12 protein-coding genes and 1 pseudogene are annotated in these 15,322 nt (G+C 72.0%); 2 read left to right on the forward strand and 11 right to left on the reverse strand.

From position 1 onward, the window contains the following. Positions 1 to 31 precede the first annotated feature (31 nt). The 10 genes and pseudogenes from ACZ4VL_RS18705 to ACZ4VL_RS18750 all read right to left on the reverse strand — a co-directional run bounded on the left by ACZ4VL_RS18705 (position 32) and on the right by ACZ4VL_RS18750 (position 11,989). Entirely contained in the window at positions 32 to 430 is a 399-nt protein-coding gene (locus ACZ4VL_RS18705) for a cytidine deaminase (RefSeq protein WP_468200876.1), read from the reverse strand. Next, positions 427 to 1,689, reverse strand: coding sequence for an ABC transporter permease (locus ACZ4VL_RS18710; protein WP_468200878.1), 1,263 nt, complete (start codon positions 1,687 to 1,689; stop codon positions 427 to 429). Before ACZ4VL_RS18710 ends, ACZ4VL_RS18705 begins: the two co-directional genes overlap by 4 nt. Further along, a complete protein-coding gene (locus tag ACZ4VL_RS18715; RefSeq protein WP_468200881.1) occupies positions 1,686 to 2,801 on the reverse strand; it encodes an ABC transporter permease in 1,116 nt (371 codons plus the stop codon). The genes ACZ4VL_RS18710 and ACZ4VL_RS18715 overlap by 4 nt, the downstream gene beginning before the upstream one ends. Then, positions 2,798 to 4,471 carry an ABC transporter ATP-binding protein gene (locus ACZ4VL_RS18720; protein WP_468200995.1) on the reverse strand — a complete coding sequence of 558 codons (1,674 nt, stop codon included), beginning with the start codon at positions 4,469 to 4,471 and terminating at the stop codon, positions 2,798 to 2,800. Before ACZ4VL_RS18720 ends, ACZ4VL_RS18715 begins: the two co-directional genes overlap by 4 nt. 292 nt (positions 4,472 to 4,763) lie before the next feature. Beyond that, positions 4,764 to 5,819, reverse strand: coding sequence for a BMP family lipoprotein (locus tag ACZ4VL_RS18725; RefSeq protein WP_468200884.1), 1,056 nt, complete (start codon positions 5,817 to 5,819; stop codon positions 4,764 to 4,766). Positions 5,820 to 6,041: 222 nt separating this feature from the next. Then, positions 6,042 to 7,286 (reverse strand): amidohydrolase, encoded by a 1,245-nt coding sequence (locus tag ACZ4VL_RS18730; protein ID WP_468200997.1) that lies wholly within the window; start codon positions 7,284 to 7,286, stop codon positions 6,042 to 6,044. Between the two features lie 137 nt (positions 7,287 to 7,423). Continuing rightward, complete coding sequence (locus ACZ4VL_RS18735) at positions 7,424 to 8,644, reverse strand: hypothetical protein (RefSeq protein ID WP_468200887.1); 1,221 nt, start codon at positions 8,642 to 8,644, stop codon at positions 7,424 to 7,426. Positions 8,645 to 8,712: 68 nt separating this feature from the next. Beyond that, the gene (locus ACZ4VL_RS18740) at positions 8,713 to 9,627 is read right to left on the reverse strand and encodes an N-acetylneuraminate synthase family protein (RefSeq protein WP_468200890.1); all 915 of its coding nucleotides are present in this window, start codon (positions 9,625 to 9,627) and stop codon (positions 8,713 to 8,715) included. A gap of 89 nt (positions 9,628 to 9,716) precedes the next feature. After that, positions 9,717 to 10,451: pseudogene (locus ACZ4VL_RS18745) on the reverse strand (acylneuraminate cytidylyltransferase family protein); the annotation flags it as partial. A gap of 134 nt (positions 10,452 to 10,585) precedes the next feature. Continuing rightward, positions 10,586 to 11,989, reverse strand: a complete 1,404-nt coding sequence (locus tag ACZ4VL_RS18750) for a DUF6716 putative glycosyltransferase (RefSeq protein ID WP_468200999.1) — start codon at positions 11,987 to 11,989, stop codon at positions 10,586 to 10,588. A 203-nt stretch (positions 11,990 to 12,192) separates the two neighbouring features. Between ACZ4VL_RS18750 and ACZ4VL_RS18755 the strand changes: the two genes are divergently transcribed. Together ACZ4VL_RS18755 and ACZ4VL_RS18760 are read left to right on the forward strand one after the other, a co-directional pair. After that, the gene (locus tag ACZ4VL_RS18755; protein WP_468200893.1) at positions 12,193 to 13,176 is read left to right on the forward strand and encodes a glycosyltransferase family 2 protein; all 984 of its coding nucleotides are present in this window, start codon (positions 12,193 to 12,195) and stop codon (positions 13,174 to 13,176) included. Then, on the forward strand, positions 13,176 to 14,603 hold the full coding sequence (locus ACZ4VL_RS18760; RefSeq protein WP_468200894.1) for a polysialyltransferase family glycosyltransferase: 1,428 nt from the start codon (positions 13,176 to 13,178) through the stop codon (positions 14,601 to 14,603). The genes ACZ4VL_RS18755 and ACZ4VL_RS18760 overlap by 1 nt, the downstream gene beginning before the upstream one ends. A 46-nt stretch (positions 14,604 to 14,649) precedes the next feature. Here the strand turns inward: ACZ4VL_RS18760 and leuE are convergent, their stop codons facing one another. Further along, the gene (gene leuE, locus ACZ4VL_RS18765; protein WP_468200897.1) at positions 14,650 to 15,309 is read right to left on the reverse strand and encodes a leucine efflux protein LeuE; all 660 of its coding nucleotides are present in this window, start codon (positions 15,307 to 15,309) and stop codon (positions 14,650 to 14,652) included. Positions 15,310 to 15,322: the final 13 nt, after the last annotated feature.

The raw sequence follows: 15,322 nt of genomic DNA on the forward strand, positions 1-15,322 counted from the left end.
CGCCTCGCGGGGCGAAGGGCCGTCGGCACGGTTATCTCAGATGGTCCGGCCCGAAGGCCTGCGGCAGCATGTCCGCCAGCAGGAGGATCCCCTTCGGGGTCTCCACCAGCAGTTCCGGTCCGCCGAATTCGTAGAGCAGCTGGCGGCAGCGCCCGCACGGGACGAGGACGTCGCCCTTGCCGTCGACGCAGGTGAAGTGCGTCAGGCGGCCGCCGCCCGTGGCATGGAGCGAGGACACCAGCCCGCACTCGGCGCACAGGCCGAGTCCGTAGCTCGCGTTCTCGACGTTGCAGCCGGTCACGATCCGGCCGTCGTCCACCAGGGCCGCGACTCCGACCGGGAAGCCCGAGTAGGGGGCGTAGGCCCGGGACATGGCGTCCCGGGCGGCCTCGCGCAGGGCCTCCCAGTCGGGAGTGAGCGCCGTCGTCACTTGCCTTGTCCCTTGCGGTACGGCATGCCGTCCGCCTTCGGCATCCGCAGGCGCTGCGCCGACAGGGCGAGCACGAGCAGGGTCGTGACGTACGGGGCGGCGTCGACGAACTGGCTCGGGACGGCGTCGACCAGCGCGTACCAGACGAACAGGCCGGCGGCGCAGGCGGCGGCGATCGCGGCCTGGACGTGCTTGCGCTTGTACAGCTGCCAGACGACGACGGCCACGAGCAGGATCGCCAGGAGCAGCAGCATCGCGTGGACGTTCTCGGCGCCACCGCGCAGCTTGAGGCTGTAGGTGAAGCCGAACAGGCCCGAGCCGAGGGCCATGCCGCCCGGCATCCAGTTGCCGAAGATCATGGCGGCGAGGCCGATGTAACCGCGGCCGCCGGTCTGGCCCTCCTGGTAGATGCCGGTGGAGACGATCGCGAGGAACGCGCCGCCGAGGCCGGCCATCGCACCGGAGACGACCACGGCGATGTACTTGTACTTGTACACGTTGACGCCGAGGGACTCCGCGGCGATCGGGTTCTCGCCGCAGGAGCGCAGTCGCAGGCCGAAGGCGGTGCGCCACAGCACCCACCAGGTGGCGGGGATCAGCAGGATCGCGACGACCGTCAGCAGCGACAGGTTGGTGACCAGGCCGCCGAGGACGCCGGCGAGGTCCGAGACCAGGAACCAGTGCTTGGCCTGGAGCGTGGCCAACCCGTCCGACAACCCCGGGACGGTGATCTCGGTGATCGGCTCGATGCGCGGGGACTGCTTGGAGGAGCCGCCGGGGACCGTGTCGAAGGTGAAGTTCGACAGGTACTGGGTGAAGCCGATGGCCAGGATGTTCACGGCCACACCGGAGACGATGTGGTTGACGTTGAACGTGACGGTGATGATCGCGTGCAGCAGGCCGCCGAGGGCGCCGCCGACGATGCCCATGAGGACACCGGTCCACGGGCCCCACTGGTAGCCGGCCCAGGCACCGAACCAGGTGCCGAGGATCATCATGCCTTCGAGACCGATGTTGACCACGCCGGCGCGCTCGGCCCACAGGCCGCCGAGACCGGCCATGGCGATCGGCACGGCGAGCTGCAGCGCGCCGGAGACCTGGCCGACGGAGGTCAGGTCGTTGGCGCCCGAGATCGTCCGGACCAGCGAGATCAGGACGAGGCCGCCCGCGATGATCAGCAGGATCCAGGGCAGGGTGAGCTTGCGGCGGCCGCCGCCCGTGGGCGCGGCGCTCGTCGCGGAAACGGTGCTGGTGCTCACGCCGCGACCTCCTTGTCGGTCTTGATGGCGTGGCCGGCGGCCAGCTCCTCGCCGACCTTCTGCTGCTGGCGGCGGATGCCGTAGCGGCGGACGAACTCGTAGCTGACGACGACCGCGATCACGATCAGGCCCTGCATGATCGTGCCGATCTCCTTGGCGTAGCCGGCGGTGTCGAGACCGGCGGAGGCCTTGTCGATGAAGGCGATCAGGAGGGCGGAGAAGAAGATGCCGAGCGGGTTGTTGCGGCCCAGCAGGGCGATGGTGATGCCGGTGAAGCCGATGCCCGCCGGGAACGACAGGTTGTACGTGTGGGACTCGCCGAGCAGCAGCGGCATGCCGGTGAGGCCGGCGACGGCGCCCGAGATGAGCATCGAGGTCATGATCATCTTCTTGGCGTCCACACCGGAGGCCTGTGCGGCGGACTCGCTGGCGCCGGTGGCGCGCAGGTCGAAGCCGAACCGGGTGCGGTTGAGGACGAACCAGTAGACGATGCCGAGCGCGAAGGCGACGAAGGTGAAGCCGTAGACCTCCAGGCCCGGGCCGATCTCGACGGCCGGGAACCAGCCCGACTCCGGGATGTCACCGGTGGTCAGGTCGTTGGAGCCGGGCAGCTGGACGCCCAGGTTCTTGGGCAGCAGCAGCCAGGCGATCACGGAGGTCGCGATGGCGTTCAGCATGATCGTCGAAACGACCTCGCTCACGCCGCGCTTGGCCTTGAGGATGCCCGCGATACCGGCCCAGAAGGCACCGGTGAGCATGGCCACGACCACGATCATCAGGATCTGCAGCGGACCGGGCAGCGTGACCGCGGCGCCCACGACGGCCGAGATCATCGCGGCGAGTCGGTACTGGCCGTCGACGCCGATGTTGAAGAGGTTCATCCGGAAGCCGACGGCCACGGCCAGGGCCGCCAGGTAGTAGATGCCCGCCTGGTTGAGGATGAGGACCTGGATGTCCTCGTAGCCGGCCTGCTCGATCATGATGCGCAGCGGGTCGATCGGGTCCACGCCCGAGGCGGCCAGCACGATCATGGTCAGCACGAAGGCGCTGACCAGGGCGAGCACCGGGCCGGCAGCTGCCAGGAGCAGCCGGTCCTTGTCGATTTTCTTCATCGGGCCTCATCCTCCGTCGTGTCACCGTCGGCAGCGACAGAGCCTTGGTCGGGGTGGGTGTCGGTGGCTTCCAGGTGGCCGCGCGCGGCACCCGTCATGGCGGTGCCGAGCTCCTCCGGCGTGATGGTCGCCGGGTCGGCGTCCGCGACCAGGCGGCCGCGGTAGATGACGCGCAGCGTGTCGGACAGGCCGATCAGCTCGTCGAGGTCGGCGGAGATCAGGAGCACGGCCAGGCCCTCGCGGCGGGCCTCGCGGATGGCGTCCCAGATCTGCGCCTGCGCACCGACGTCCACACCGCGGGTGGGGTGGGCGGCGATGAGGAACTTCGGGTTGTGGCTCATCTCGCGGCCGACGATCAGCTTCTGCTGGTTGCCGCCGGAGAGCGAGGCCGCGGTCACGTCGATGCCCGGGGTGCGGACGTCGTACTCGCGCACGATCCGCTCGGTGTCCTTGCGGGCGGCCTTCGGGTCGAGGATGCCGCGCTTGGAGTTGGGCGCCTCGGTGACGTGGCCGAGGATGCGGTTCTCCCACAGCGGGGATTCCAGCAGCAGGCCGTGGCGGTGGCGGTCCTCGGGGATGTAGCCGATGCCGTCCTCGCGGCGCTTGCGCACCGGGTGCTTGGTGATGTCCTGGCCGTCGAGGGTGATCACGCCGGAGTCCGCGGCGACCATGCCCATGAGGGCCTCGATCAGCTCGGTCTGGCCGTTGCCCTCGACACCGGCGAGGCCGAGGACCTCGCCCTTGTGGATCGTGAAGTCGACGTCGTCCAGCAGCAGGCGGCCGGCGGGCACGTGCTCGTGGACGTTCTCCGTGTCCTCGTTGCGGTCCGCGTCAGCAGCCACCAGCGGCGCGGTCACCGCGCTCCCCGTCTCGGCCAGGGTGAGGCCCTTGACCTGGAGCATCGGGACGTCGGTGACCGTCGACTCGCGGGTCTCCGGGGTGGGCAGCTCGCTGCCGACCATGAGCTCGGCGAGCTGCTTGGTCGTGGCGGTCTTCGGGTCGGCGGTGCCGACCGTGGTGCCACGGCGGATGACGGTGATGTCGTCGGCGACCTTCAGGACCTCGCCCAGCTTGTGCGAGATGAAGATGACGGTCAGGCCCTCGGCCTTGAGCTCGCGCAGGTTGTCGAAGAGCGCGTCCACCTCCTGCGGCACGAGCACGGCGGTCGGCTCGTCGAGGATCAGCGTCCGGGCGCCGCGGTAGAGGACCTTGAGGATCTCCACGCGCTGCCGGTCGGCGACACCGAGGTCCTCGACCAGCGCGTCGGGGCGGACACCGAGGCCGTAGGCGTCCGAGATCTCCAGGATCTTCTTGCGGGCCTTGGACCCGATGCCGTACAGCTTCTCGCCGCCGAGGACCACGTTCTCCAGGACGGTGAGGTTGTCGGCGAGCATGAAGTGCTGGTGGACCATGCCGATGCCGCGGGCGATGGCGTCACCCGGGTTGTTGAAGGAGACCTGCTCCCCGTCGATGGCGATGGTGCCCTCGTCCGGCTTCTGCATGCCGTAGAGGATCTTCATCAGGGTCGACTTGCCGGCACCGTTCTCACCGATGAGGGCGTGGACCGTGCCCTTGCGGACGGTGATGGCGATGTCCTTGTTGGCGACGACGCCGGGGAAACGCTTGGTGATGCCGTGCAGTTCTACGGCAGGGGGGCTGGACGCGTTGATGACGCACTCTCCTTGGCGCGAAAGGAGCTGGAAAGATGCCGCTGGGCGGGGGGACAGGGCGGGGAGAGAAGGTATCGCGTCCACGATGCCTCTACGCGCGTAGCACTGTCGAAAGTGAAAACTTGCGGCCAAGTGGCCACAAGGAATCACGGAATGCGGTTCGGGGGGGGGGGGGGGGGGAAAAAACCCCCCCCCCCCCCCCCGACCCCCCCCCCCCCCCCCCTCTCCCCCCCCCCCCCCCCCCCCCCCCCCCCCCCCACCCCCGAGACCTTACTTCACGTCAGGGACGGCCTTACGGCGCGGTCTTGACGTTGATCTTCTTGGCGATGATGTCGGCCTTGGCCTTCTCGACGGCAGCCTGGACATCGGCCATGTTCTTGTACTCCGGGTTGGACGGAGCCAGGCCCACACCGTTGGTGTCGAGGCCGTAGCGGACCTCACCGGTCTGCGGCTTGCCGTCCTGGACCGACTTGATCAGGTTGAAGACGGCACCGGACACGTCCTTGGTGACCGAGGTCAGGATCTTGTCCTTGTACTTCGCCAGACCGGCCTGGTTGTACTGGTCCGAGTCGACACCGATGGCCCACTTGCCGGCGGTGGCGGTGGCCTCGATCGCACCGGAGCCGGCGAGGCCCGCGGCGGAGTAGATCACGTCGGCGCCGTTGTCCAGCTGGCCCTTGGCGGCGGCCTTGCCGAGGTCGGGCTTGGCGAAACCGGAGAAGTCCGGCGGCTGGGTCAGGTAGGTCGACAGCACCTTGGCGTTCGGGTTGGTGTCCTTGACGCCCTGGGCGAAGCCCGCCTCGAACTTCTTGATCAGCGGAACCTCGACACCGCCGATGAAGCCGACCGTGCCGGACTTGGAGGCCTTGGCGGCGGCGACGCCGGCCAGGTAGGAGCCCTGCTCCTCGTTGAAGACCAGGTTCGCGATGTTCTTGTCGGTCACCGAGGTGTCGTCGATGAGGCCGAACGTGGTGTTCGGGAACTTCGCCGCGACCTTCTTGATCGCCGGCGCGTAGGCGAAGCCGACGCCGATGACCGGGTTGTTGCCCTTGCGCGCGAGCTCGGTGAGGCGCTGGACCTTGTCGGCCTCGCTCTCGCCCTCGGTGGGCTCCGCCTCGGCGCCCTTGATCTTCAGATCCTTCTCGGCCTTCTCCAGACCCGCGAACGCGGCGTCGTTGAAGGACTGGTCGCCACGGCCGCCGATGTCGTAGGCGATGGCTGCGGACTTCTCCGCCGAGTCGGTGGACGACGCGGTGTCGGAGGACTTCTTTCCGCCACAGGCGGTGGCCGAGAGGGCCAGCGCCGCGGACGCGAGGCCCACGGTGGCGATCCTGGTGATCCGGCGCAAGGGGAGGCTCCTTCAAAACCTGACCGAAAGCGCCTACTGACCGGCGCTGGTTTTCGCGGCGATCGTAACGCGCGTAGATGTCAGTTAAAGGCCCGTTCATGAGTCGTTATCGGATCGTCGCGAACCGGACAGTGACCGATCAGTGACGCGTACTGCGTCCAGCCCTTGGGACACAAGGGCTGGACAGGTGTGCCGGGCTTCGCTCAGATGAGGTAAAAATTCCTACGTGATCGGCCTCGAACGGTGCCCGTCGATCACTGCGGCGGCCGTGAAGAACTCCACGCCGACCCCGATCGCCGCCTCGTCCACGTCGAAGTCTCCCCGGTGGAGATCCTTCTTCACGCTGGCGCCCGGCGGGTGCACGCCCAGGCGGGCCATGGCCCCCGGCACGTGTTCGAGGTACCAGGAGAAGTCCTCCCCGCCCAGGCTCTGCTCGGTGTCCTCGACCGACTCCGTGCCCCGCCGGGCGGTCATCGACTCGCGCAGCAGCTCCGTGATCACCGGGTCGTTGACGACCGGGGGCACCCCGCGCACGTAGGTGATCTCCGACTTGGCCCGGTGCACCGCGGCGATCTCGTCGATCGCGGCGTGGATCTGGTCGGGCGCCTCGTGCCAGGCCTTGATGTCCAGGCAGCGGATCGTCCCGGAGAGCTCGGCGTGCATCGGGATCACGTTGCAGGCGTGCCCGGACTCGATCCGGCCCCAGGTGATCGACATGCCCGAGCGGGCGTCCATCCGGCGGGCGACCACCGCGGGCAGGTCGGTGGCGACCCGGGCGGCGGCCGTCACCAGGTCGGTGGTGAGGTGCGGCCGGGCGGTGTGCCCGCCCGGGCCCTCCAGCGTGATCTCCAGGCGGTCGCAGGCGGAGGTGATCGGCCCGGCCCGCAGACCGATCTTCCCCGCGTCGACCCGGGGGTCGCAGTGCACCGCGATGATCTTGCCCACGCCGTCGAGGACCCCGGACGCGATGGCGTCGGTGGCCCCGCCCGGCAGCACCTCCTCGGCGGGCTGGAACAGCAGCCGCACCGGCCGGGGCAGCAGGCCCTGCCGGTCGAGCTCGGCGAGGACCAGCCCGGCGCCGAGGACGACCACCGTGTGCACGTCGTGGCCGCAGGCGTGCGCCCGGTCGGGGAAGGTCGACCGGTACGCGACGTGCGTCTTGGCGTCGGGGATGGGCAGGGCGTCGATGTCCGCGCGCAGCGCCAGCATCGGCCGGCCGCCGTCCCAGGTGCCCACGTCGCAGATGAGTCCGGTCCCGGACTTCAGTACGCGTGGCCGGAGGCCGGCTTTCTCCAGTCGGGCCTTGATGGCCGCCGTGGTGCGGAACTCCTGGTGTCCTAGCTCCGGGTGCATGTGCAAGTCCCGGCGGAAGGCGATCAGTTCGGCACGCAGGTGGTCCGGAAGAGTGCCGGGCAGCTCGGGCTGGGCGGGCGTGCCGGGCAGGACGGGCTGGGACTCGCGGGACATCAACTGGTTCACCCGTTGAAGGGTAGGCGCACGAATGGCCCAACTGGATGGAGATCAGGAAAAGTTCATGCCGTCAGGGGAAAAAAACCAGACCTCTGGACGCATGAGCGCATGCAGCCGGGGGTAAACTCGCGCGCTCAACCGGCCGCCGGGACCGTCCCTGCGTGGATTCTGCGCACATCGCGGGCGGTGTCGGTGACGCCCGCGAGGAAGCTCTGCGCCCGCGGCGACGCGGAACCCGTCAACCAGGCCGGGTCGACGTCGCATACGGCAACGGTCACACCCGTGCCGCTCAGCGCGTACGGCAGTGTGTGGACGACCGTGGACGGGAAGCTGACGACCGTTCGGCCGATCGGTCCGCGGCGGGCGATCAGCTCCAGCGGCAGGTCCGGGCGGACGATCTCCAGGCCGGTCGCCTCGCTCAGGGCCCGCAGCTTCTCGGCCGACTCACGGCGGTGCGCGAAGTAGCGGGTGGCCCCGTGGCGCTCCGTCAGGGCGCGTACGGCCTCCAGGTAGCCGGCCGCGTCCACCACCCCGGTCTCCACGAGCGAGGTGCCGACCAGGTCGGTGCCGCGGGTCAGCCGGGGCGGGCCGAACCGGGCGCGGGTCCAGGCGAAGTCGTTGACCCGCAGGGTCATGGTGCCGTGCACGGTGACGGGCATCGAGGTGAACACCTCGACGCGGCGGCCCGTGCCGGGCCCCGGGGTGAAGCGGCGCCGCGCGGCCGACGACACCGGCGCGTAGGCGAGCTCGCGCAGCGTGCCGACCGCTCCGCCGCGGCCGATGCGGTGCCAGCGGACGAGGCGTTCGCCGCGGGCGGTCTGGGCGGCGAACTCCATGGTGGCGGTGCCGTCGTCGACGACCACGAGCTCCTCGGCGCGCACCAGCGTCAGCAGCAGCTGCACGTACCGGGAGAACGGGTCGCCGACGATGACCCGCGCGGCGGCGCGCACGTCGCGGGCGAGCGCGGCGAGCGCCTTGACCGGGGCGAGCCGGCTGCCCCGGGCCTCCTGCCAGCGGACCTCGTACCCCTCGTCCCGGGCGAGCGCCGCCATGCGGCGGAGCTGACCGCGGGACATCGGGTCGGTCGGCGGCAGCACGACGATCCGCAGCCCGCCGGCCGCGCCGCCCGCGGCGGCCGTGGCCGCCGCGGGCGGCGTGCCGCCGTCGGGGGCGTCGGCCGTGCCGCCGGACCGGGACCCGGGCCTGCCCGCGGTCCGGGCGGGCTGGCTCGGGACACCGTCCAGCAGCGGGGCGCCGCCGTCCGGGCGGGTTCCGTACGCGTGCGCCCACTCCAGCACGTTCAGGAGCTGGACGGGGCTCTCGACGAAAGCCAGGGTGGTGGCGGAGGGGGTCACCGTGCACTCCTCGTCAGGGACGGGTTGGGGCAGGGGCGCGGGGCTTCGTACGGGCACCGGGCGCCGGGTCAGACGGCGATCGGCTCGCCCTGGACGCGGCGGAGCTTGCGCATGGGGGCGAGCTCGGAGTCGTAGACCCGCTTGACGCCGTCGCCGAGCGCGGTCTCGATGGTGCGGATGTCGCGGACCAGGCGGGTCAGGCCGCCGGGCTCGACGGAGGCGGCCTGGTCGGAGCCCCACATCGCGCGGTCGAGGGTGATGTGCCGCTCGATGAAGGTGGCGCCGAGGGCGACGGCCGCGAGGGTGGTCTGCAGGCCGGTCTCGTGGCCGGAGTAGCCGATCGGGACGTTGGGGTACTCCTCCTGGAGGGTGTTGATCACCCGCAGGTTGAGCTCCTCCGCCTTGGCCGGGTACGTGGACGTGGCGTGGCAGAGCAGGATGTTGTCGCTGCCGAGCACCTCGACGGCGTGCCGGATCTGCCTCGGGGTGGACATGCCCGTGGACAGGACGATCGTGCGGCCGGTCGCGCGCAGGGCGCGCAGCAGCTCGTCGTCGGTGAGGCAGGCGGAGGCCACCTTGTGGGCGGGGAGGTCGAACTTCTCCAGGAAGGCGACCGCCCCGGTGTCCCACGGGGAGGCGAACCAGTCGATGCCGCGCTCCTTGCAGTGCTCGTCGATGGCGCGGTACTCGGCCTCGCCGAACTCGACGCGGTGGCGGTAGTCGATGTACGCCATCCGGCCCCAGGGGGTGTCGCGCTCGATGGCCCACTGGTCGCGCGGGGTGCAGATCTCCGGGGTGCGCTTCTGGAACTTGACGGCGTCGCAGCCGGCCTCGGCGGCGGCGTCGACCAGCGCGATGGCGTTGTCCAGCTCGCCGTTGTGGTTGATGCCGATCTCGCCGACGACGTAGACGGGGCGGTCCGGGCCGACGATGCGCGAGCCGAGGGTGCGCAGGCGGGGGTGCAGGGTGGTGGCGACGCTCATGGCAGCAGGGGTCCTTCGTTCGGTGCGGGGTGCGGTGCGGGGTGTCATGGGGCCGGCGGGGTGGCCGGTGAGGAGGCAGAAGGAGAAGGGGAAGAAGGGGAGGGGGTGTCGAGGAGCGGGGCGAGGAGGCGCGCCCGGGCCAGGTCATGGGGGTCGTCGATCTCCAGGACCCGGGCGGGGTCCGTGGCGACGGGAAGGGTGCGGCCGAAGAAGCGGTGCCGGACGCGGCGGAAGCCGGCGGCGTCCATGGCGTAGGCGGCGCCGGTCTCCAGCAGGTCCTGCGGGCGGTCCTGGCGGCGGGGGCGGACGGAGCGGTCGTGGTTGACGCCCGTCGCGCCGGGGTCCTCGGCGGCGGGGCCGCCGGGGCCGGAGGAGCCGGGGGGCTGCGGGGTCGTCTCCCGCCACAGGAAGCCGTGGAACGGGGCGACGGTGAGGGCGGTGTCGGCCGCACCGGAGGCGACGGCGGCCGCGACCGACTCGACCTCCGAGGAGGTGATGAACGGGCTGGTGCACTGGACGAGGAGGACGACGTCCACGGCCACGGAGTGCAGTTCCTCGAAGGAGTCGAGGGCGTGCATCACGGCGGTCTCGCTGCTCGCCGTGTCCCCGGAGAGGGCCGCGGGCCGGCGCAGCGGCTGGGCGCCGGCGGCTCGGGCGGCCGCGGCGACGGCCTCGGAGTCGGTGGAGACCAGCACGTCCGTGACGGTCGCCGCGCCCCTGCAGGCGGCCACGGCCCGGGCCACGAGCGGTACGCCGCCCACCTCCGCGAGGTTCTTCCCGGGGACCCCCTTGGAGCCGCCGCGGGCCGGGATCACCGCGAGCACCCGCTTGCGGGGGCCGCCGCGGTCGGCGTCGGGGGCGTGCTCCGCGCGGGGTGCGGGCGGGGCGGCCGGTGCGGGCACGGGCGCGGGTGCGAGCACGGGTACGGGTACGGGCGCGGGTGCTTCGGTGCGGGTGGTCACAGCTCCCCCAGTCGGCGGATCACCGGGGCCACGCGCTGCACCCCGTGCCGGTAGGCCCCGCGGGCGGCCTCGCGCAGGTGCCGCCGCAGCAGCCGCCGCAGCCGGGACCCGCCGGCCGGGTCGCGCAGGGCGCCCGGCAGCGGGGTCCCGTCGGGGGCGAGGTGCTGGCGGGCGAGGATCCCCGGGAGGTACCCGGGGGCGGTGGTGCGGGTGTAGTACGGGTCGACCGGCGGCAGCCAGGGCCGCGCGGCCAGTTCGGCGACCCGGGCCCGGGCGGCGGCGTACGGGTCCGCGGCGTCGGCCTCGGTGTCGGCCGCGGTGTCGGCGGCGGCCGTGCGGTCTCCCGGGACCCCGTGCGCGGCGAGCCAGGACGGGTCGGGCTGCGGGAGCAGTCCGGCGTCCAGCTGGTCCCAGGAGGCGAGGCAGCCCGAGCCGATGAAGTGGTGGTTGCCCAGGGCCTCGCGGATGCCGAGGTCGGTGAGGACCGCGGTCGGGATGCCCCGGTGCAGGGATTCCAGCGCGGCGGTGGAGGAGACGGTGACCAGCAGGTCGGTGCCGTCCAGGACCTCGCCCATGTTCCCGTAGGCGAGCCGGCAGTTCGGCGGCAGCCCGCCGGGGATCCGCTCGGCGAGCCGCTGGTACGGCTGTTCCTCCAGGTGCGTGGTGTGCTCCCCGGGGCGGCTGCGTAGTTTGACGAGCACCTCGCGGTCCGGGTGCGAGCGGGCGTGGGCGGCTGCCCGTCCGAGCAGGTACGCCCGGTCCCCCCGGGTCTCGGGCACCGAGGGCTGGACCGCGAAGACGACCCGCAGGGCGCGGCTCGGGGCCGCACCCGCCGCCCGGTAGGTGCCGCCGGGGCCGGCGTCGGCGAGGAAGGGGAGGGCGGTCTCCGTGACGGAGTCGGCGGCGGCGCCGACGCCCTCGTACACGGCGCGGAAGCGTTCGGCGTCGTGCCGGGAGTTGGCGAGCACGAGGTCGGCGCCGTGCCGCAGCAGCAGTCCGTCGGCGAGCTTCTCGTAGACGACGCCCACGTAGCCGGTGACGAGGACCGGGCGGGCGGCCGGCTCGGGCCACAGGGCGCGGATGCCGTGCAGGACGGCCTGGACCGCGCCGCCGACGAGGGCGAGGACCACCACGTCGGGGCGTTCGCGTTCCAGGGCGGCCAGGAACTCGGGGCAGGTCACCTCGGTGATCCGGTCGACCCGCACCCCCACCTCGCCGAGCTGGCGGGCGGTCGGGGTGGCGCGGCCGCGCAGCAGGTACCCGGAGAGTTCGCCGTGGTCGGGCACGAGGCGGCGGGCGGTGAGGGCACCCCATTTCCAGCGCGTGTCGGAATCCGCGAGGACCGCGACGGAGAGGCCGGTGCGCGGCGTGCGCGATGCACGTGATGCACGGGATGCGATGGTGTCTGCGCGATTGCTGACTGGCACCTGGCAGAAGTTATTCGGGGATTTCGCAGATAGGCCCAACGACCGCACAACATCGGGTTAACAGGCCGTCGACGAAATACGAATCCGCGCCGGTTAACGCTCCCGCCCCGCACCGTTCACGCGGAATACGCACGCGGGTCACGGTGAATGCCACACGGCGTCTTAATGTCTCACAGGTGCCCAAGCTCTCTGTTGTCGTGCCGTTCTACAACGTGCAGACATACGCGCCGGATGCCCTGAAAAGCCTCGAACTCAATGCGCGGGACGATTTCGAGTTCCTGCTGGTCGACGACTGCTCGACGGACGGGACGCCCGCGCTCCTGGAGCGGGCGGCGCGCGAGCTGCCGGGGGCGGTGCACGTCGTGCGCGACCGGAACGGCGGCCTGGCCACGGCCCGCAACACGGGCCTGGACGCGGCCCGCGGCGAGTACATCGCCTTCCTGGACGGCGACGACTGGCTGGCCCCCGGCCACCTGGCCCGCACCCTGGCCGCCATCGAGGCCCTGAACTGCGATTTCGTCCGCACCGACCATGTCACGGTGACGGGCCGGACGCGCGCGGTCCGGCACGTCCCGCACGGACCGCAGCTGGTGCCCACCGATCCGCGGGCCGGGATCCTGCCGGCCGCCCGGTCGACCTGCGTGGACTACCCGTACGCCTGGGCCGGCATGTACCACCGGCGGCTGCTGGACCAGGGGCTGCTGCACTTCACGGACGGGCTGCGCACGGCGGAGGACCGGCCGTGGATCTGGCGGCTGCACCGCCGGGCGCGGTCCTTCGCGGCGGTCGGGCAGTCCGGGGTCTTCTACCGGCGCGGCATTTCCACCTCATTGACGCAGATCAAGGACGAGAGGCAGCTCGATTTCATCCGGGCATTCGATCAAGTACTGGACGACACGGCAGCCGATCCCGATTTCGAACAACTGCTCCCGAAAGCCGTCCGAACATATTGTGCAATCATCGCGCACCATGTCGGGTCCATCGAAAGGTTCGAACCACCCGTGGCCGAAAAACTCCGACTCATGAGCGCGGGCGCCCTCCGGCGCATGCCCCCTGAGCTGCTGGACCAGGCCCTGGACGTGATGGACCCGGCGCGCAGCACCCTGCTGCGCCGCCTGCGCCGCCTGCGCCGCCTGCGCAGCGGCAGGGGGTCCGCCTGATGCCCGTCCCCGGACACGCACCGGGGCCGGCCCCCCGCCCCTTCCCCGGCACCGGCCCCCTCCCCGGCACCGGCTCGGTCCCCTGCACCCAGGTCTTCCTCGCCTCCACCCTCTACGGCACGGCCACGCTCGCCGCCGGTATCGACGCCGGCTGCTTCCCGCCCGCCCACCGCCGCATCCTGCTGACCAGCAACCACGCCGTCGCCGCCGAGGCCACCGCCGGCCTGGCCGACATGCCCGGTTTCGCCGAGCTGCGCACCCGCTTCGACGAGGTGATCGACTGGAACGCGGTCATCGCCCCGCTGCACCCCAGCTCCTGGACCCCGCGCCCCGAGGACGTACCCGCGTGGGAGCGCCAGCTGCGCGCCCTCTGGGACCTCGGCGACGACCGCGTCGAGCTGATCGTGGAGTCCCTCCAGGTCCCGCCGGCCCGCGCCCTGTGCCAGCTCTTCCCCGGAGCCGCCGTCGACGTGTACGCCGACGGCCTGATGAGCTACGGCCCCACCCGCTTCCGCCTCGACGCCCAGCTCGGCACCCGCGTGCGCCGGGTCCTCCACCCCGACCTGGTGCCCGGTCTGGAGCCGCTGCTGCTCACCGAGTTCGGCGTGCCCGCCGAACTGCTGCCGACCGAGGCCCTGCTGAAGGTCCTCGACGGGCTCCCCGCCGAGGCGCCCGAGCTCGCCGGGGTCGGGGAGGGTCCGGCGCTGCTGCTCGGCCAGTACCTCTCCGCGCTCGACCTGCTCTCCCCGCGTGAGGAGGAGGACCTGCACGTGGGCATGGTCCGCGGGGCGCACGCCCTGGGCCACCACGAGCTGGTGTTCAAGCCCCACCCCAGCGCCCCCGCCGAGTACTCCCGGCGCGCCGCCGCCGAGGCCGAGCGGCTCGGCGTCCGACTCACCGTCGCCGCCGCACCGGTGCTGGCCGAGTGCCTGTACCGGCGGCTCCGCCCGGCCCTGGTCGTCGGCTGCTTCTCCACCGGACTGCTGACCGCGGCCACGCTGTACGGGCTGCCCGTCGCACGCACCGGCACCGAGGCCGTGCTGGCCCGCCTGACCCCGTACCAGAACAGCAACCGGATCCCGCTGACGGTGGTGGACGCCCTGCTCCCCGACCTCGCGGACGCGACCGCCGTCGCCGGCTGGGCCGCCCCCGGCCCGGACCAGGTCCGCGGCCGGCTGGCCGGGCTGGTCACCGCCGTCGGCTACGCCATGCAGCCGCAGGTCCTGGCCGAGCGCCGCGCCGAAGCCGAACGGCACCTGGCCGCGCACCCGGACCGGCGCACCCGCGGCTACATCACGCGCCGACGCCTGACCGCCCTCGCACTCCCCGGCGGCATCCCGGCCGGCCTGGCGTTCCTGCCGCAGAACCCGACGGTGCGGCGCGTGGTCCGCAGGCTGCGGCGGCTGCGCGTCGCGGCGCGCTCCTGAGGCCGGGCGGTCGGGCAGCCGGAGCCACTGCGCCGTCGCCCGGCCGTCAGCCGGTGGCGAGCTTGGCGGCGAAACCGAGGAAGAGGACGCCGGCGGCCGAGGTCGCCCCGGCCGACAGCCGCCTGCGGCGGCGGAACGCCGCGGACAGCCGGGTCCCGCCGAATATCAGCAGCGTCAGGTAGAGGAAGCTGCCGAGCTGGAGCAGCGTGCCCAGCAGGAGGAAGGAGAGCGCCGGGTAGGCGTAGGCCGGGTCGACGAACTGCACGAAGAAGGAGACCAGGAACAGGATCGCCTTCGGGTTGAACAGGCTGATCAGCAGCGCCCGGCGGTACGGCCGCTCGGCCTCGCCCGCGTCCGCCTCCACGGCCGCGGCGGCCTCCGGCTCCGGCTGCGGCCCGGTCCGCGACCGCCACAGCGACCAGGCGCCGCGCAGCATCCCGACGGCGAGCCAGGTCAGGTAGCCGGCGCCGAGCAGCTTGACGACACCGAAGAGGACCGGGCTGGCCTGGAGCAGGGCCCCGGCCCCGGTGGCGGCGAGCGCCATGAGCACGGCGTCGCCCGTGAACACCCCGGCGGCGGCCTTGTAGCCCGTACGCACCCCGCGCCGGGCGGCGACGGAGAGCACGTACAGGGAGTTGGGACCCGGCAGGAGGATGATCAGGACGAGGCCGATGAGGTAGGTCGGCAGATCGGTGACACCCAGCATGCGCAGGAGTGTC

Source organism: Streptomyces sp. NPDC029014, from assembly GCF_055564695.1.